This is a genomic window from Candidatus Palauibacter sp., assembly GCF_965237495.1.
GTDB lineage: Bacteria > Gemmatimonadota > Gemmatimonadetes > Palauibacterales > Palauibacteraceae > Palauibacter.
On record NZ_OZ250143.1, the window covers coordinates 826,259 to 844,625 of the forward strand.

Sequence of the window (18,367 nt, forward strand, 5' to 3'; positions counted from 1 at the left end):
CCTTGTCCCTGGGTTTCGTCTCACGCCGACACGGGCAGACACTCCCGGGCCGAGCCGCCGCCAAGATACGACATGCGTCGTGCCACCGTATACCTTGCGAGATCTGGATCCGCAGTGGCCGGGCGGGACGGAAAGGTTGACTTGCCGCTGGGCGACACTTGCTTCGGGTCGGCTCGGCTCATGGAGCTTCGTCGCCCCTGGAAGGACCCCATGTGCCGCTTGGGTCGTAATCGGTCCAACCCTCATGTCTCTCCTCCCGACGTGGCCTGGACCGGAGCCAGGATCGACGCGGAGAGGTAGGACCAGGGACTCCCGTCCCCCTCGATCGCCTCCATCAGCGGGATCGCCCCCGGCGGGAGCCATCCGATCTCCTCCCGGCGGGAGCCATCCGAGCTTCCAAGTGAGACGTTGCATGTGACCGACAGCGCTTCAAGATTCTTCATCCCCGTCACGCCCACCTGGACACCAGCCCGGCCTATGACCGCCGTCAGGCGAAGACCACTTGAAGTCGCATCGCGGCGCGTCGTACAGGACGCCAAGCTGGCCATACGGGACGTCTACGACGCGATCGTCGAACTGGTCACCAACTCCGACGACCGATACCAGATTCTTGGCGCAAAGGGGCGCGCGAAGGGGCGCGTCGAAATCGAGCTCGGTAGACGCGGCAAGGGGCAGCCCTCGATTCTGCGGGTGCGCGACTTCGCCGACGGGATGACCACCGAACAGATGAACCGGAAGCTCGGGAGAATCGGTGGGCGGGTGAGTGGGATGGAGGTGGGCAAACCCGTCCGCGGGACGAATTCTCGGGGGGCCAAGGACATCGCGGCGCTCGGGACGGTGACCTTCGAGTCGATCGCGGGCGACGGCCGGATGCACACCTGCCGCATCTTTTCGAATCTGGAGTACGAGGCGGAAGACTCCCGCGAGGTCCTGCCCGAGGTGCGCAAGCGGTTGGGCATCGGCCAAGGCACCGGCACGGTGGTCACCATCGAGATCGAACGGAACCACCGGATTCCGAAGATCGACACGCTCGTGCCGAACGTGGCGCGGCTGGTGCGCCTCCGTGACATCGTGTGGCAGAAACAAACGACGCTTGTGGCGCGGGGGCTCAAGGCGGAGGGGGACCGCGTGGTCGGCCTCCCCAGGCCCGCGGGCAGGAAGCGTGTCTCGAAGACGTTCGCCGTACCCGGATATCCCGGGGCAAAGGCGAAGCTTGTCGTCTTCAGAGCGCGCAAGCGGTTCCGTTCGGAGCGGAACCGGTTCCGGCTCGGCGGCATTCTGGTCAAGTCACGGCATGCGATCCACGAGGCGACGCTCTTCGACCGCGGGCTGGAATGGGACTCCCATGCGCAGTGGTTCTTCGGCCGATTGACCTGCGAAGCGATCGACGACCTCTGGAACGAATACGACGAGCGCCAGGCGCGCGGCGACCCGCATCCGCCGGAGAACCCGGTCCCGATTCTCGATCCGTCACGCAAGACCGGGCTTACCCCGGATCATCCGTTCGTGGAGGCGCTCTACGCCAGGGCGCTTGCCATGCTCAGGCCCCTGGTCGAGGAGGAACGGACACGGGAGGAGCGAGAGAGAGCACGCAGCGTCGAGAGCCAGAAGACGCGCAAGCGGCTCGACGCGCTCGAGAAAGCCGCGAACCAGTTCATGGAGGACTTCTCGGACGAAGAGATGTCCCGCGACCCGAAGAGTAGAGAGAGGGGTAGCCAGTTCCAGATTCGCGGCTATTCGCTGACTCCGCAGTACGCGCAGGTCGTGCGAGGGCATTCCTTCAAGTGCTGGCTGACGGTCAGGTCGGAGGCGTTCCCCGAGATCGGCGAAGGCCAGCCGGTGCGGGTGCGGTGCCTGACGGACGAGATCCGGGCGGACGCGACCGGAGCGCCTCTGGCGAGGCTCGAGGCGCAGGAGGGCGTGTTGCGGGCGACCTGGTCGGTCAAGGCGCTGGAGGAGACGGTCGCGACCGGGCTCGAGGCGAGCGTCGGCCCCATCAAGGCGGAGTCGACGGTTGCGGTGCTTGCTTCGGAGGCGGACAGGTATTCGCAGGTCGCCGGACTACAGTTCGAACGGAAGAGCTATCGCATCCGCGGCGGCTCGCGCAGGAGCATCCGGCTACTCGCCCCCGTCGGGCTCGCGCGGGCGGCGGGCCGTGAGTTCGATCTTGAGCTGTCATCGGACGACTTCCGCATCTCGGGGCCGAGAAAGCTGGTCCTGAGCGCCAGTCTCGGGATCGCCTTGTGCAAGCTCAAGGTGGCGTTACTGGACGACGAGGCCGCGCCAACCAAGGTGATTGCACGCCTGGGAGAACACGAGGCCGAGACGGAACTCCGCGCCGCGCCCGCCGCGGGCTCGGGCATCGTGATCAAGCTGGAGGATGTGGATCATGGCGCGCTGCGCTACCGGTGGAACAGGAACGTGCTGGAAATCGGAGCACGCCACCCCTCGCTCAAGCGCTACCTGGGTCCGAAGTCGGAGCAGTATCCGGAGCAGGACGCCCTTCACTTCCGGGTGCTGCTGGCGGAGGTGGTGGCCGAGGCGCTGTGCGCGCGACGGCTGCAGGGGAACATTGACGCGAACCCGAGGGATTTCGAAGGGATCTCGTGGGATGAGTACTATCGCCACTATGCGAGGATGATGTCGGAGTTCCTCCCCATGGCGCACGGTTTGATGGCTCCCGGCGCTGGTGCCTGACATGGGATGGGAAACGGAGCGGGTGGTTGCATGACGGGGCGCGCTTTGGGGATCCCTGGATTCTTCGCGGAACTGGAGACGCGCATGGATGAGACAAGGCGCTCCGCGCGCCGCCGGCATCAGCAGTTCTTCGTCGAACTGAACCCCGTATTGGATGCGGCCCGGAATCTGGAGCGAGAGCTCGACCGGCATCTTGCGCACCGCTTCAACGTCTTCGACTACATGGGCGAAGATCACCCGAGTGAGCTTCTGCTCTCCAGAATCATTGGCGACCTGCTCAATCCCGCGGCTCGGCACGGCCAGGGCACGTCCCTGCTCGATATCCTGGTTGACGCGTTGCCGGCAGAAAGCGGCACCCCCAAGCCGAGGCCGGACCTCTCGAATCCGGTTCGCGTGCAGTTGGAGCGAGTCATCCCCAAGAAGCGTCGCATCGACATCACCGTGGATATTACGACCGGCGCCGGGCCGTGGTGCCTGGCCATCGAGAACAAGCCCTTCGCGGGCGATCAGCGTGACCAGGTGTGGGACTATCTGAAGTATCTCGAGAAGGAGTACGAAGACCGTTTTCTGCTGATCTACCTGTCTCCACGCGGCGAAGGGCCTACCCGTTATGCCCTGCCGAGGGAAGAACTCCCCCGTTGGCGGGGGCGGTTCGTCGTCATGCCCTATTGGGGAGATCCAGGGAGCGCGGATCGGGAAGGGGAGTACGCGCAGGCGGACGAGAGCGGCCTCGCAGACGAGGGAGGGACCGACGCGGACGGAGCGAAAGCTGGCGACGAGGCCGACGACGCGCCCGAAGATGAGCAAGCCCTCCCGGACGACGTGTTCGCCGACTTCCGGATTCCGTTCTCTCTGGCCGATTGGTTCGCCGCCTCTCGACGGCAGTGCCACGCCGACCGGCTCCGGTGGTTTCTCAGGGATGCCGAAGCATTCTGCCGACAACACTTCGGAGGACATTCGATGGCGACGGACAGCGACACCCAGGCGATACAGGACTATCTCTTCGCCAACCCGAATCAGTTGGCAACCGCGCAGACCGTCTCGGATGTCTGGCCGAAGCTCAAGGCGGAGTTGTGCGGAGGGTTTCTGGAGCACCTGCGCGCGGAGGTCCACCGAAAGGTACAGGAGCAACCCGATATCGCTGCGGATCTCCACGTAGAATGCAGGTACGCCGGAGAAGCAAAATGGTCGAATTTCCTCTGGCTGTACCGCGTCGGGTGGCCTCCGTGGGACGGGAAGGCCAAAGGGCATCCCCCGCTCGAGGGATGCACAGGGGTTGTCCTGCAATCGGTTGGGCCGGGACCGAACCACTGGAGGTGGGGCGTGCTGCATCCGCTGGACAAGAACAAAATGACGGCCAGCGACAAAGGGCGGCGTGAAGCACTGGAGAACAGGCTTCGGCGCGACCTCGAGCCCGGTGGAACCCTGCTTTGGTATCCCTATGTCCGCCAGGTTAGCGATGAAATGACCCGTTGGGATTCCCTCCTTCCGGACCTGTACCGAGAATGGAAGGATGGCGGTGGTCCCATCACCGATTACTACGTCGATGGCATGATGCATCTCGCCATCAATGCGATTCCCGTCATTGACGAAGTCGAACGAACATGGAAGCAGGCGGAACTTGAAGAACATGGCTCGTAGGGACCGCCGCTGAGCAGGTTTGAGCTGCAGCGAACTTCGTCGATCCCTGAGACCGCGCCCTTATTCACGCGAGTTGGTTGAGGCTTCCTGTCTGCGGTAGGGCGATCCAGCCCTCCTCCTTGGCCAACTCGTGATCCCCGGTGGGGATCGGTTCGCAGCGGCCGATGGCGGCGACGCGGGTGACGAGGGCCGCCACGAGCGCGTCGAGCATGTCGTCCGAGGCCGTGCACCGCGCCCAGTCCTCCTCGGAGAGTGTGAGCCAGTCCATGGTCCGCTCGGCGAGATCGCTTACGAGCCGGGCGCGAACCGCCGCTCCCTTGGTGCGCTTGTAGCCGCGCGAGGGGAAACCCCATACGTGGAGGGCGGCTGCGGGGTAGACTTCGACGAAGCGGCCGCCGCCGCTCCGATCGACGGCTTCGCCGGTTGCCGCCACCTCCGCGAGCAGGCGGACGGCTCGCATGGCGGTCACCGCGATCAGGTCCGACGAGACGCTGAGCGGCCATCGACCCAGCTTCTCCCTCACGACCTCATCCGTCCGCCGAAACCGAAGGCGGGGCACGTCGGTGGAAGGCCAGACTGTCTCTGCCGAGTAGGCGGCAACGGCTCGGGTGAAGGGCGCGGGCCAGCCGAAGGGGGCATCGATGCCGATCTTGTCCGCACGCCCGAACAGCGTATGCAGGTCGCCGTCCGTCGCGCCCAGCGAGAGCGTCTGGGCGCGCGCCGAGACGCGATCCCAACGAATCAGGCAGATGCCCGTGCGCTTTGGCTGCGACGCAAGATCGACACCGAGAGTGACCATCAGCCGCGACTCCGATAGCGATCTGATGCGAGTCCTGCCATGCTGCCGGCACCGGCAGATGCTTGGCGGCGGCACGGCCTGAGGGGCCCCTGTCGCCACAGGGCACGCATGCGCCCTAAGGCCTGCCACCTTCCAGCCAAGGAGCTTGCCCGTTGCCGGGAGCAGTCGTTCCGCTTACCGTCTTTTCCGCCCATGATGAACTCCATCCGCGGATCAACTACCATGTCAATTCCCCACCAATTGGGAGACGTTCTCCAGTCCCTCAAAGCCGGGAAGAGCCGTCGGGTCAAGGTAAGGACCCTGCTCGCCTGGTTTGGACACAAGCGACGTGGATCATCGGTGGTCGGGACCGTCCGCCGCACCCTACGATATATGGGCCTTCGAACCGAACCTGACTTCTCCACCGTCGGGATCGATGCATTCGTGAGGTTCTCGCTGGTGCCCACGAAGGCTTCCACCGGCCAAGACGCAGGCACCAAGGAGCGTGAGAACGATGGAGGCAGCCGTGCTACCGAGTCGCTTGCCACAGATCCTGCGCTGTATGTGGGAATGCTCCCCGCCGCGACTAGAGGAGTGAAGACCGTCACGCGCGACAGTACGGTGTCCGAGGCCGTTACCCAGATGATGTATCACAACTATTCACAACTACCTGTTACGCAAGATCTGCGTCATATCGATGGCATGATTAGCTGGCGCTCGATTGGTGTTGCGAGAAGCAAAAAGCAAGCGGGAGACTGCAAGTACGTGCGCGATTGCCTCGATAAAGAACATTCGACGGTCGGATTGGATACTCCTCTCCTCGACGCTGTCGAGAAGATCGCGAGGGATGAGGTCGTGCTCGTCTTGGGAGCAGATAGGCGAATCGCAGGTATCGTCACGACCAGCGATCTCAGTCTGAAATACCACGAATTGGCCGGTCCGTTCCTGTTACTCCAGGAGATTGAAGACCGGCTAAGGCTGCTCATCGACCGTGTGTTCTGCCAGGAAGAGATGGCCGAAGCTAGGGATCCGCGCGACGACACAAGGAAGATCGGAGAGGCAGCTGATCTCAGTTTTGGGGAGTACATTCGTTTACTTGAGGCGCCCGAGAATTGGAATCGACTCAAACTGACCCTTGATCGCCGGGCATTCATCAAGCTACTGCGCGATGTTAACCCGGATCCTGCGATCGTGGGCGCGGGGCTCGTCCGGGAGGGCGGCCGTAGCCGGGCCGTGGAGGCCTTGACGATAGTGAGATCATAGTTTCGGACTATGGAAAAGCACCGCCCGGGGCCCTACGTTCAGAGGGACTGAACAAGAGTTCACCCCGGAACGGAGGACACCCGAATGGTGCGTGGAAACGACTATACCGGACCGCGCCCGCACGTGCAAGGATCGGCGGCCGCGCTGAGGGTCCGCGGGGGCGGCGGGCGGATCACCGACGCGGGCGGCCTCGTCGTGGTTCGGAAGCTGTGGGACGCGCTGGGGCTGGGCGGCTGGATCGACCGGCGGAGCGGGAACGTCCCCGGCCGCTACCGGCCATCGCTCATGGTCGAGTCGTGGGTGGTGCTGCTCCTGTACGGCGGCGGGGCGATGGACGACCTGCCGCTTCTGGAGCGGCGGGGCGTGCGCCGCATCTTCGGCTGGGCGCGGGTGCCGCACCCGGCCACGTTCGGGCGCTGGTTGCGGGGTTCGGCGGCCGTGCTGTCGCCGCTTCTGGACGAGCTGTTGTGGCGGATGGTGCGGCGGCGCTGGGAGCTGGCCGGCGGGGCGCCCCGGTCGGCGACGATCGTCATGGACTCGACCGTCGTGGTGCGCTACGGGCTGAAGCAGGCCGGGGCGGAGCGGGGCTACAACCCGAAGAAGCGGGGCCGCCCCTCGCACCACCCCCTTCTGGCCTACGTCCTGGAGACGGGCGACTGCCTCGGGGTGCGCTGGCGGCCGGGGGGCGCGCACACGGCCCGGGGGGCGGAGGCGTGGCTGGCCGAGCTGGTGGCCCGCCTGAGGGGGGCGGGGGTGCGGCGGATCACCGTGCGGCTGGACAAGGGGTTCTTCTCCAAGTCCATCGCGCGGCGCATGGAGGAGCTCGGCGTGTCCTATCTGCTCAAGGTGCCGCGGCACGCCTGGCTCGACGGCTTCCGGGGCGCCTGGGAGACCGCCGCCCGGGACGAGGCCGGGGACCGGGAACTGAGGACGGCCTCCGGCGAGCTGTGGGGGACGCGGCTTCTCTCGGTCGAGAGGCGGAGACGGGTCGGGCCGGACGAGGGAGAACTCGATCTCGCGGCGTGGGAGACCACGATGAGCGCCGACGTTCTGACCAACATCGGGAGCATCGGCCCCGTCGAGGCGTGGCGCGCCTACAACGCGGGCGCGGTCGTCGAGCAGCGGATCGAGGAGCTGGGCCAGCTCTCGGCCGGCCGCACCGCGGTGGACGACCTCGGCGGCAACGCCCTGCTGTGGAGCCTCGCCGTGCTCGCCTACCAACTCCTCCACATCCTGCGCGCGAACTTCCTCGGCGGCCGCTGGCGCGCCGTGCAGCCGCGCGGCATCCGGCTGCGCCTGCTGCGCGCCCCCGCCAGGATCACCTCCCACGCCCGCCGAACCTCGCTCGGGTTCGCGCGCGCCGAACCGGCCCTCGGCCTCCTGCGACCGGCGCTCCGGGCCATCGAGCGGGGTCTCCCGCCGCCCGCGCCCGCCTAAATCTGACCGGCCCCAACTCCGGCTTTCCGAAGGCGCCGCGCGGCGGCGCCCACTCCCCGTGTCTCCGCGAGCCGTTCGGGACCCCTCCCGAGCCCCGCCGGCCCTCCGCCGAGGCCCGGTCCGGCCCCGAAAACGCCACCGCCCGCGCCAAGTCGCCACAACCGCCGGTCATAATCGCCCTCAGGCCGCCCGACTATGCGCCAACGCAGGATCCGGGGTTAAGGAGGTGCGAAACGAGATCATGCACTTCAGCCCCGATGACTTGTCGCCGGAGAACTTGGATAAGATTGAAAAACTCCGGAAACTGCTTGAGCAGCTCGCATGAGCGTCTCCGAGGAGGCTTGAGACTCAGCCAACGTGACACCCATAGCTAGCGACCTCGAGACAAGGATTCGCAAAACCCTCGCCAGAGTCGGCAGCACACCCCTCCAGCCAGGCGTGACGGAGTTGCTCGATGTGCTGGGCTACCGAAGCGACCGTGTTCCTGAACTGGATCGCGTCGCGGACCTCGTGGATCTCGGCCGCGATCTCACCGAGAAGCAACGCTGGCTCTTCCTGCCTTGGTCGAACGCGCGCGCATTGTTCCAGTTCACGGTCGACGAGATGCCTTCTAGGGATTCTTTCTCCCATCGACGTATGAGGACGGGTCGTCAGGAATCCGTCCTGTTCCTTGCCGTCGAACTAGTGCCCTGGCAGTACTCCGACTGGGATCTGAAGAACATGACGCACACCGTCAACCGCATCTTCGCAATCCCTGTCATCGTGACGTATCGCTACCGTCACTGCGGAGACCAGATGCCGGTGTTCGCGGTCGCGGCCGTTCGTCGCCGGGCCCACAAGAAGGACGCAAGCCGGGATGTCCTCGAGCACGTCGCTCTCGTCAAGGATATTCGGACTGATAATCCCGATCCGGTAGACATCGAGCTGCTCGCGGAGCTGTCCTTGGACCGGTTGGTCAGGCGCGGCGTTCGTCACGTGGACGACCTGCACCTCGCGTGGGAGATGGCGCTCTGGGCCCGTCGCGCTCTGGATTCGTTTGATCCGTACCTGCTGTACGTGCGGGACTTGCAGCAGTACCCGCTGATCGAGAGCCCGCAGATCGAGCGCGAGATCGCCCGCAAGGCGCGTGCCGGTGACCGCCAGGCGGCGGAGCGCCTCGTCACGGGGAATCTGCGCTTCGTGATCTCCTACGTGAAGAAGTACCAGGGCCAGGGTCTGAACCTCGCCGAACTGGTGTGCATCGGGAACGAGGGCCTGCTCAAGGCCGTCAAGAAGTTCGATCCCGACAAGGGGGTGAAGTTCATCTCCTACGCGGTGTGGTGGATCCGGCAGACGGTGCTCCAGGCGCTGGCCGAGCAGACGCGCTCGGTGCGGATCCCGCTCAACCAGAACTCGAATCTGGTCAAGCTGTCCCGGACGGAGACGGCGCTCACCCAGAAGCTGGGCCGCTCGCCGACGGACCGGGAGATCGCCGAGGAGCTGGAAGAGCCGGTTGAGACCGTGCGGGCGCTGCGCCGTGTCGCCTCCGCCGAGCTGAGCGTGGATGCGCTGGTCGAGAAGTCCCACCGCGACGGCGCCTCGTTCGGCGGCCGCTTCTCGGGGAGGGATGGCGCGGACATCGAGGAGGGTGTCGAGGACCAGGCCCGGCGCGAGTTCCTCGAGAAGATGTTCGAGCGCTACCTGACCGAGCGCGAGCGCAAGATGCTCGTCCTCTACTACGGCCTCGACGACGGCGAGGGGATGACGCTGGAGGAGATCGGTTCGCTGCTGGGGGTGACGCGCGAGCGCATCCGGCAGATTCGGAACCGGGCCTTGGAGAAGCTGCGTGCCTCGCCGGACGGGGAGGCGCTGGGAGGCTTTTGGTGCGCCGGCGCTTCGCATGTGGCCTCCAACGGGGGACCTGCGTACAGCCACTCAGGGACGGCCCGGCACTCGCCTGGTTGACGGGACACGGGGAAGCGGCGGATCGTGGCGCTCCCATGCGCATCGACGCGAACATAGGTGATACAATGGTCTTACAGTGATGACCAGACATGAAGCGATCATCGACAACCAAGCCCGCCGGGTTGGCGACTTCCTACGGGATCGGATCACGCCCGGAGCGCGGCTCTCGGTCGTGTCTGCATACTTCACGATCTACGCGTATCACGACCTGCGAGCTGAGCTGGACTCGATCAAGGGGATGCGTTTTCTCTACGGCGAGCCGCGGGGCGTCGGAGCGATGGACCCTGGAGGGCACGCTGACAAGGCGTTCCGGCTCACGGCCGACGGTGGGATCGAACTTAAGCGGGTGCTGGCGCAGAAGCCGCTCGCTCGCGCGTGCGAGGCATGGATCCGAAGCAAGGTCGAGGTCCGGACCATCGAGAAGAGCAACTTCCTACACGGAAAGCTCTACCACTTGGCTCGGGGCGGCGGAGAGAGTGCGGCCGTACTCGGCAGTTCGAACTTCACGCGCGGCGGCCTCGGGCTCGGCGCGAACCCGAACATCGAGCTGAACCTTGAAGTCCGTCGCGCAGTGGATCGAGAGCCCTTGCTGCGCTGGTTCGACGCGCTCTGGTCCGATCGTGACCTGACGCGGAACGCAAAACAGGATGTGCTGACGGCCCTCGCGCGGTTGGGCAAGGACTACGCGCCAGAGTTCGTCTACTACAAGACCCTGTTCCACGTGCTGGAAGACAGGCTCGCCGAACATGCCGAACGCGAAGGCCTGATCCAGGACGTACACCTGCATGACACCAACGTCTGGAAGATGTTGTTCTCGTTCCAGCGAGATGGGGCTGTGAGTGCGATCAACCGACTGACGCGGCACAACGGCTGCATCATCGCCGACAGCGTGGGGCTTGGGAAGACGCTGACGGCACTCGCCGTTATCAAGTTCTTCGAGATCCGCAACAAGGACGTGTTGGTTCTCTGCCCGAAGAAACTTGAGCAGAACTGGATCCGGTACACGTCCGCGGCTCGGCGGGCCAACAATCCGCTCGCAGAAGACCGCTTTGGTTACACGGTCCTCGCCCACACCGACCTAAGCCGCACGAAAGGCATGGCTGGGTTGACCGATCTAGCCAACTTCAACTGGGACACTTTTGGTCTGATCGTGATCGACGAGTCACACAATTTCCGCAACGAGGGACGGGATAGGAAGGACGAAGACGGCAATCTCATCGCTCGCAGCCGCTACAACCGCCTGCTGGAGGAGGTGCTCAAGGAAGGGGCCTCGACTAAGGTGCTTATGCTCTCGGCAACGCCCGTCAACACGAGCCTTCGAGATCTGCGGAACCAGGTCTACCTCATGACGGAGAAGCGGATGGACGCGTTCCGCGACTCCATCGGAGTCCACGACATTCAAAACGTGTTCAGGCTCGCGCAGCGGGAGTTTCTGAAGTGGGAAAAGGAGTGCGCGGGCAACGATAGGAGGGATAAAGCGGCGCTCCTCGAGCGGCTTGGCGCAGACTTCTTGGCCATCCTCGACGCGGTAACCATTGCGCGCTCACGGCAACACATCCGTCGCGCATATCCGGAGGTCGAGCAGAAGATCGGCGGTTTTCCGGCGAGGGATGTCCCGGAGAACCTGCACCCGCCCACAGACAGCGAAGGCCAACTCTCGTACGACGATCTGCACGAACAGATCAGCCGGTTCCGTCTCGCAGTCTACATGCCGTCGCAGTACTTGAAGGACAAGTCGAAGCTGGATGCTGAGAAGGAGAAATTCAATTTCGACCAACGGGACCGAGAGCACTGGTTGGTGGGCATGATGCGCGTGAACCTCCTCAAGAGACTGGAGAGTTCCGTCCACTCCTTCACCCTCACGATGGGGCGCATCCTCGAGAAGATGGATGAACTGGACCGGAGAATCGAGCGCTGGCTGTCCGATCCGACGAAACAGCAGGTGACGCTCCTCGCAGACGAGGACGAGGAGGACGATGAGTTCACATTTGGGAAGGGACGGAGATACCGCCTTGGCGGCCTAAGTCTGAACGCCTGGCAAGAGGACTTGCGGAGAGATCGCCAGATGTTCGTGGAGATCCACCACCAGGCGCGCCAGGTCGGCGTCGAGCGGGACGCGAAGCTCGCGAAGTTGCGGGAGATTCTTGAAAAAAAGGTCAAGGAAGCACCGGCCAACAAGGATGGCCATCCCAATCGCAAGGTGCTGGTGTTCACCACCTTCGCGGACACCGCTGGCTACCTTTATGAGAACCTTGAGGATTGGGTACGCTCCACACTCGGCGTTCACATTGGCTTGGTGACCGGAAGTGACGGCAACCGCAGCACCTTAGGGCCTAAGAAGTTTGCCGAGATCCTCGCCCGGTTCGCCCCAAGGGCACAGGAGGCGTCCACCGAACTAGGAGAGATCGACATCCTGATCGCTACCGACTGCCTGTCCGAAGGGCAGAACCTTCAGGACTGCGATCTGGTGGTGAACTACGACATCCACTGGAATCCGGTGCGGCTGATGCAGCGTTTCGGCCGGATCGATCGGATCGGCAGCCGCAACCACCGCGTCGCCATGGCCAACTTCTGGCCCACGGAGGATCTAGATCGCTACTTGGACCTGAAGAACCGCGTCGAGTCTCGCATGGCGCTCGTCGATGCGGCGGCCACCGGGCAGGACGATTTGCTCGCAGCCGATTCGGTTGAGGCCCTGGAGCAGTCGGCGCAGTACGAACTAGGCTTCCGGGACCGGCAGCTTCGGCGGATACGAGAGGAGAGCCTCGACCTCGAGGAGGTGGACGACGGGGTCTCCATGAGCGATTTTACGCTCGACGACTTCCTGGCCGAGTTGATCGAATACCTCCAGTCCCGCCGGGCTGAACTCGAGGCCGCGCCGTTCGGCATCTGCGCTATCGTTCCTCCAGAGCCATCCACCGCTGCTGCCGATTCCACGAAGATTCACCCGGGTGTGATCTTCTGCCTCAAACAACGAACTGCCGGTGCGGGGCGGACGCCGAACCGTCTCCACCCCTACTTCCTTGTCTATGTGAGAGACGACGGAACCGTGCGCTACTCGTTCCCGCAGGCGAAACAGATCTTGTCGATGTTCCGAGCCTCGGTTTCAGGTCGACCAGAGCCGCTTGTCGACCTCGTGAACGCCTTTGATCGGGACACCGGGCAGGGGCGGGAAATGACCCGGTACGAGAAGCCGCTGGCGGCGGCACTGCGCGATATCCGGGGGAGATTCGCGCGTGCCGAGCTCTCGAGCCTGACACGGAGCCGAGGGGCTGTGCTCTCGAAGCGGTCGGAACGCCCAAGAGATGCTCTTGATTTCGAGCTAGTGACTTGGCTCGCGATCGTGGACGGGGCAGTCCATGGCGACTGACGCACTGCGCGCACAGATCGCGCAGGCGGTTCGCGCGTTCGAGAACGGCTCGCTGCGGGAACGGGCGAAGGATCTGCTCTGCTGCCTCGGGTACGAGAGCGAGCGCACCTTCGAGGTCGGTCCAAGAGGTGTGTAAAAGGCATCAGGCGGCGATCCTCCGCCGACCTTCCGGGACGGGCTTTCCGTCCTCGAACCTCCTCCCTTCGTAGACGTCCCCGAGCAACTGGGGAGCGTTCAGCTTCCGGAAGCGCTTCTCGGCCACCAGCAACAGCCTCCAGATCAGCGCCGTGGCGTTGTCCACCCGCTTGAACCGCTTCGCGGCGGTGGTGCGCAGCCGAACCGAGGCGAAGGGGCTCTCGACGATGTTGGTCGTCCTCAGGTGCCGCCAGTGCGGCTCGGGGAAGTCGTGGAAGGCGGTCATGCGGTCCCAGTCGTCCTCGAGCACGGACACGGCGTCCGGTTGCGCGGCCCCGTAGCGGGCCCCGAACGCGTCGCGCGCCTCCACCGCCTCCGCCCGCGACGGCGCGTAGGCCACCGCCCGCAGCAACGTCTTCGCCTCGGCCTGTTCTCTTTTCGGCAGCCGGTCCAGCACGCCCGTCGTCTTGTGGTTCCAGCACCGCTGCTCGGCCGCCTCCGGCCACACCTCCCGCGCCGCGCCCCAGATCCCGAGGTTCCCGTCGGCCACCAGCAGCTTCGGGGTTCCCAGGCCCCGAGACTTCAGATCCCTCAGCACCGACGCCCACGACTCGGTCGACTCCCGGTAGCCGGGGACGACCGCCAGCACCTCCTTCGTCCCGTCGCTCATGGCGCCCACGACCACCAGCAGCGCCGCCTTGTCCCGCTCCAGCCCCGCCTTCACGTAGATCCCGTCCGCCCACGCGTACACGACCTTCCGGTCCCCCAGCGGCCGTCGGCGCCACGCCTCGTACTCCGCCGTCCACTTCGCGCGCAGCCGGCCCACCGAGGTCTTCGACAGCGGCGCCCCGTCGCCCAGGAGTCCCCTCAGCGCCAGCTCGAAGTCGCCCCCGGCCAGCCCGTGCAGGTACAACTCCGGGATCAGATCCCCCACCTCCCGCGTCCGCCGCGCGAACAGCGGCAGCACCCGGCTCTCGAACCTCTCCTCCAGGCCCCGCACCCGAGGCCGCCGCACCTCGATCGTCCCCGAACTCATCGCCAGACGCCGAGGCTTGCCGTACCCGTTCCGGTAGCCCGGCGGCGCGTCCACCGCCGCCCGCCGCTCCGACTTCCCACGGCCCGGAAGCTCCGTCAACTCCTCCTCCAGAGTCGCCTGGATCATCTCCCGAACCCCCTCCCGAACCCACCCCTCCAGCGTCTCCCACGCTGGCCCGCTCGACCTTCCCCGCGTATCGTTGCCCATGAGGCGACGTCCTTTCTCCGGGTCTCACCCCGGATCCGCTGTTACTGGTCAGCTGAAAGGTACGTCGCCTCCCTTTTTACACACCTTTTGTTCCTACCTCGTTTAGTGGTTGCGCTGACGGAGGCGCTCCAAGGCGAGGTCAAGAATTCGTTGCACCTGGCGTTCCCCGAGATTTACGATCCGGAGCAAGTACGAGACATCAAATATCGTGGTTTCAGAAGCAAGATCAGCTACTGCGACCTGGACTTGTCTGGATACGTTGCGGCCCTACGCGAACGAGGGATCGGCGAGTACTCGAGGGATTACTTGAACCGACACAGGGTCCACGAGGTTGATGAGCGGGGCCACGGTTGTGGCAAGCACTGGAGCATCGGTGCATTCATCGGCTGTGAAGTGCCGATCAATGGTGAGTTGTATGTGCTCTCGGGTGGTAAGTGGTATGCTATTGATCCGGATCTTGCGGTGCAGGTGAAGAAGGCGTTTGAGAGACTGCCAAAGGGTCAGATGCCGGCCGCGGGGCGTGAAGAGAAGGAGCCCGAGTACAACAAACGAGTAGGCGGAATGGGAACGGAGTTGCTTTGCTTGGATCGTCGACTAATCAGGGCGACCGGGGCAGCTACGCCTATCGAGGTGTGCGACCTTCTAGGCCGGGATGGGCGACTGATTCACGTCAAGAATGGATCTGCGGCTTCGCGATTGAGTCACTTGTTCCAACAGGGGGTCGTGGCTGCGAGAGTGCTCAAGATTGATGGAGGGTCTCGGGACGAGATCCGACGCAAGATTGTCGAGGCACAGGTGAAGCTAGGACATGAGGGCTTCGAGGCCGTGATTCCGCCGACCGGGGAGGGGTTCGACGTGCGAGGCTTCAAGGTGGTGTACGCCGTGATTCGTGAATCCAGGGCGCGGCAGTTGTCATTCTTCAGTTTGTTATCGTTGGCGCGGGCTGAAGAGGAGATTCGGGCCTTGGGATATCCGTGCGAGTTCGCATGGATTGATCGGGGACATTGATCCGGAGGATGGAATGCCACGCCTGAGGGTAGATCCGTGGGATCCCGAGTATGGAGGCTCCGTTGAATTCGAGGAGCTGGCTCCGGCGTCCGTGGACCTTGAGGTGGAGACCGACCGGTGGGAAGCGCGGGTGCCGCAGGCGGTGACCCGTCTGCCGCGTTGCGCCTTCGTGGACGGGGTTCGGCGCATCGACCTGCGACTCTATGCGGAAGAGGCCGAGTTGGTCGCCCCGGCGCTCGCGGGATCCTGGGCGGTGGGCTCGGCCTGGGCCGCGGAGCCTCCCACGATCGACCAAGTAGAGGTGGGAAGAGCGTTGGTCGTGGGAGGCGGGCTGCGCCATCCGGACCTCGTTGCATGGATCGGAGGCCAGTCGCTGCAATACCCCTGCCGGAGTGTCTCAGGTCGATCTCCGGTTGATCCGATGCAGGGTCTTCAGAACCAGATGCGAGAAGCGGAGGCGAATCTCGCCAGTCGAATCTTCGGGTCGGGTGAGGCGGAGTTGCTGATCCTCGACGGACCGCTCACCTATTTCTCCGTGGCGGGACCGGTCGTCGGATTGATCAAGCGCCAGTCGAGAGCCTATCTGCCGCCGGAACGGTCGGACATCCTCGGAGAGCTGGCTCCCGGCACGCGTACCCCCCTCTTCGGGATCGGAGACCAGCAGCTGACCCGATATTCGTGGTACGTTCGGATCGCGTCGGGGCGGCCGATCGATGGAGTCATGACGGGGATCGTGCGGCTCGAGGTGTCGGCGGAATCGGAGATCGATGAGGCAATCCGGCTTGCGGACCTGACCGCGGCGATCCTCCCCCGGTTCGCCTCACGCATCGGCCGGGATCCGCGTGCGCCCCAGAACCTCTACCCCGTAGGGAAACTCGAATCCGTGTTGCGCCACCGGCTCGGCGACCCCCTACTGCTTCGGCGATCCCTCGAAGCCGCGGTGTGGCGGGAGGGCGGTCCGGCAGCTTGACCTTCGCGTGTCGTCGAATCCTTGCCGAAATCCAGAGGTGGGAGCCGACATACAGGTTCGACCGATTCACTGAAAGGCGGCCCCGGAAACATGTCCGAGCAGGAGAGCCAACCCGTCGGCGTCGTACTGGGCACTGAGCCCTCGACGCCGCTCAAGTGGTGGATCGCGATCCGTCCCGAGGCATACGTGCAACTCGACGACGTGGTGTTGGTCCGCACCCAGGTTCCAGGCGTCGGAGAAGTGCGGCTCTCCGGTGTCGTGGAAATGGTCCGTTCCCAGCACGAGGGGAGCCGCTTCGAGAGCGATGTCTTCCTTGCCGAGCAAGGAGTTCTGCCACTTCAGGTGGCGAGTTCCGCCCGGGTCGTCACCACCCGAGTCGAGCCCGAGATATGGGTGCCGCCGTCGCCGGGCGAGGAAGTCGTGCGCGTGCGGGGCGCGGAACGCGACGAGGCGCTTCACTTCGACTCCATGGAGAAGACGCTCGTCGCGGGGCAATCCCGGGATCGTCTGCCCGTGTACCTCGACCTCTCGTTCCTGGACGGACAACGAGGGGCACACGTCAACATTTCCGGCGTCTCCGGCGTGGCCACGAAGACGACCTACGCGAGCTTTCTCCTCTACACCCTCTTTCACTCGGACGTGCTCGGGCGCGAGGCGGCGAACACGAAGGCGCTGGTCTTCAACGTCAAGGGGGAGGACCTGCTCTTCCTGGACCAACCCAATCGGAAGCTGGACGAATCCGCGCGCGAGCGGTACAGAGCGCTGGGTCTCGAGCCCGGTCCATTCCGCTCGGTGGGGATCTGGGCCCCGGCCCGACGGGAGAGCGGCGAGCCCGTACCGGATACCGGCAGTCGGCAGAAAGGGGTCCGGCCGTATTTCTGGACCGTGCGCGATGTCGTCCGGGGCGAATTGCTCAGGTTCATGTTTGCGGAAGCCGGAGATGAGCGGAGCCAGATCGCCGATATCGTAGCACGCGTGGAAGCGGGCCTCGCGCGGGAGGCGGAGGACGTTCCGGACAGCCCGTCCACCGTGCGCTTCACCGACGACGATGGGGGTTCGCGCCATATCAGGTCGTTCGCGGCGCTCTGTGACCTCATCGAGCAACGGCTCTCGACCGACGGGTCGAACTGGGCGGGATACGCGGCGCCGGGGACGGTGGCCGCCTTCCTGCGCCGGCTGCAGAGCGCGCGGTTTCACTGCGGGCACCTGATCAGGGGCGACGAGACGCCCGACCCGGAAAAGCACCGGATCGATTGGGAAGGCAAGCAGGTCTCGGTCATCGACATCCACAACCTGCACGACCGAGCGAAGCGGTTCGTCGTCGGTGTCGTCGTGAAGCGACTCTTCGAGCAGAAGGAAGCCGCCGGCACGGCGCGTCCGCTCGTCTTCCTGGTTCTCGACGAGTTGAACAAGTACGCGCCCCGCGACGGCTGGTCGCCCATCAAGGAAGTCCTCCTCGACATCTCCGAGCGGGGGCGGAGCCTGGGCGTGATCCTGATCGGAGCCCAGCAGACCGCCAGCGAGATCGAGCGCCGCATCGTGGCCAACGCGGCGATCCGCGTCGTGGGGCGGCTGGATCCCGCTGAAGCGGCCCGCGCCGAGTACGGGTTCCTCACCGAGACGGCCCGCCAGCGGGCCGTCCTCTTGAAGCCGGGCACGATGCTTCTGCAGCAGCCGCACCTCCCCCTGCCGCTCGAGGTCACCTTTCCGTTCCCGTCCTGGGCCACGCGCTCCAGTGAGGCAGGATCCGTGTCGGAAACGCAGGATCCGTTCGCGAGATTCGAGCGACCGAAGCCCGAAGACGATGCATGAGGGGGTCGTCGTCAGGACGGGAGAGCTGAACGAGCCGTCACACCCTCGAGATTCCGCCCATCGGATCGC

General features: G+C 64.9%; 13 protein-coding genes. 10 read left to right on the forward strand and 3 right to left on the reverse strand.

All coding sequences use genetic code 11. The annotated features are described in order from the left end of the window. Positions 1-242 precede the first annotated feature (242 nt). Complete coding sequence (locus tag ACPXY0_RS03485; protein WP_423928514.1) at positions 243-443, reverse strand: hypothetical protein; 201 nt, start codon at positions 441-443, stop codon at positions 243-245. Positions 444-477: 34 nt separating this feature from the next. Here ACPXY0_RS03485 and ACPXY0_RS03490 point away from each other — a divergent pair, with 34 nt between their 5' ends. Together ACPXY0_RS03490 and ACPXY0_RS03495 are read left to right on the forward strand one after the other, a co-directional pair. After that, a complete protein-coding gene (locus ACPXY0_RS03490) occupies positions 478-2,697 on the forward strand; it encodes a hypothetical protein (RefSeq protein WP_423928516.1) in 2,220 nt (739 codons plus the stop codon). Between the two features lie 84 nt (positions 2,698-2,781). Then, positions 2,782-4,338, forward strand: coding sequence for a PD-(D/E)XK nuclease family protein (locus tag ACPXY0_RS03495; RefSeq protein WP_423928518.1), 1,557 nt, complete (start codon positions 2,782-2,784; stop codon positions 4,336-4,338). A 64-nt stretch (positions 4,339-4,402) separates the two neighbouring features. On the opposite strand, the gene ACPXY0_RS03500 is transcribed toward ACPXY0_RS03495, so the two are convergent. After that, the gene (locus tag ACPXY0_RS03500) at positions 4,403-5,137 is read right to left on the reverse strand and encodes a DUF429 domain-containing protein (protein WP_423928520.1); all 735 of its coding nucleotides are present in this window, start codon (positions 5,135-5,137) and stop codon (positions 4,403-4,405) included. 423 nt (positions 5,138-5,560) lie between these two features. Between ACPXY0_RS03500 and ACPXY0_RS03505 the strand changes: the two genes are divergently transcribed. The 5 genes from ACPXY0_RS03505 to ACPXY0_RS03525 all read left to right on the forward strand — a co-directional run bounded on the left by ACPXY0_RS03505 (position 5,561) and on the right by ACPXY0_RS03525 (position 13,266). Then, a complete protein-coding gene (locus tag ACPXY0_RS03505; RefSeq protein ID WP_423928522.1) occupies positions 5,561-6,379 on the forward strand; it encodes an HPP family protein in 819 nt (272 codons plus the stop codon). A gap of 84 nt (positions 6,380-6,463) precedes the next feature. Continuing rightward, positions 6,464-7,816 carry an IS1380 family transposase gene (locus ACPXY0_RS03510; protein ID WP_423924679.1) on the forward strand — a complete coding sequence of 451 codons (1,353 nt, stop codon included), beginning with the start codon at positions 6,464-6,466 and terminating at the stop codon, positions 7,814-7,816. A 456-nt stretch (positions 7,817-8,272) separates the two neighbouring features. Then, a complete protein-coding gene (locus tag ACPXY0_RS03515; RefSeq protein WP_423928524.1) occupies positions 8,273-9,760 on the forward strand; it encodes a sigma-70 family RNA polymerase sigma factor in 1,488 nt (495 codons plus the stop codon). A 79-nt stretch (positions 9,761-9,839) separates the two neighbouring features. Further along, positions 9,840-13,130, forward strand: a complete 3,291-nt coding sequence (locus ACPXY0_RS03520; RefSeq protein WP_423928526.1) for a helicase-related protein — start codon at positions 9,840-9,842, stop codon at positions 13,128-13,130. Next, the gene (locus tag ACPXY0_RS03525; protein WP_423928528.1) at positions 13,120-13,266 is read left to right on the forward strand and encodes a hypothetical protein; all 147 of its coding nucleotides are present in this window, start codon (positions 13,120-13,122) and stop codon (positions 13,264-13,266) included. Before ACPXY0_RS03520 ends, ACPXY0_RS03525 begins: the two co-directional genes overlap by 11 nt. A 6-nt stretch (positions 13,267-13,272) precedes the next feature. Here the strand turns inward: ACPXY0_RS03525 and ACPXY0_RS03530 are convergent, their stop codons facing one another. Beyond that, positions 13,273-14,508 (reverse strand): IS256 family transposase, encoded by a 1,236-nt coding sequence (locus ACPXY0_RS03530; protein ID WP_423928530.1) that lies wholly within the window; start codon positions 14,506-14,508, stop codon positions 13,273-13,275. 105 nt (positions 14,509-14,613) lie between these two features. Between ACPXY0_RS03530 and ACPXY0_RS03535 the strand changes: the two genes are divergently transcribed. The 3 genes from ACPXY0_RS03535 (at position 14,614) to ACPXY0_RS03545 (ending at position 18,298) form a co-directional block, all read left to right on the forward strand. Then, positions 14,614-15,516, forward strand: coding sequence for a DUF6119 family protein (locus ACPXY0_RS03535; RefSeq protein WP_423928532.1), 903 nt, complete (start codon positions 14,614-14,616; stop codon positions 15,514-15,516). A 13-nt stretch (positions 15,517-15,529) separates the two neighbouring features. After that, positions 15,530-16,486, forward strand: a complete 957-nt coding sequence (locus ACPXY0_RS03540; protein ID WP_423928534.1) for a hypothetical protein — start codon at positions 15,530-15,532, stop codon at positions 16,484-16,486. A gap of 90 nt (positions 16,487-16,576) precedes the next feature. Continuing rightward, complete coding sequence (locus tag ACPXY0_RS03545) at positions 16,577-18,298, forward strand: ATP-binding protein (protein WP_423928536.1); 1,722 nt, start codon at positions 16,577-16,579, stop codon at positions 18,296-18,298. Positions 18,299-18,367 lie beyond the last annotated feature (69 nt).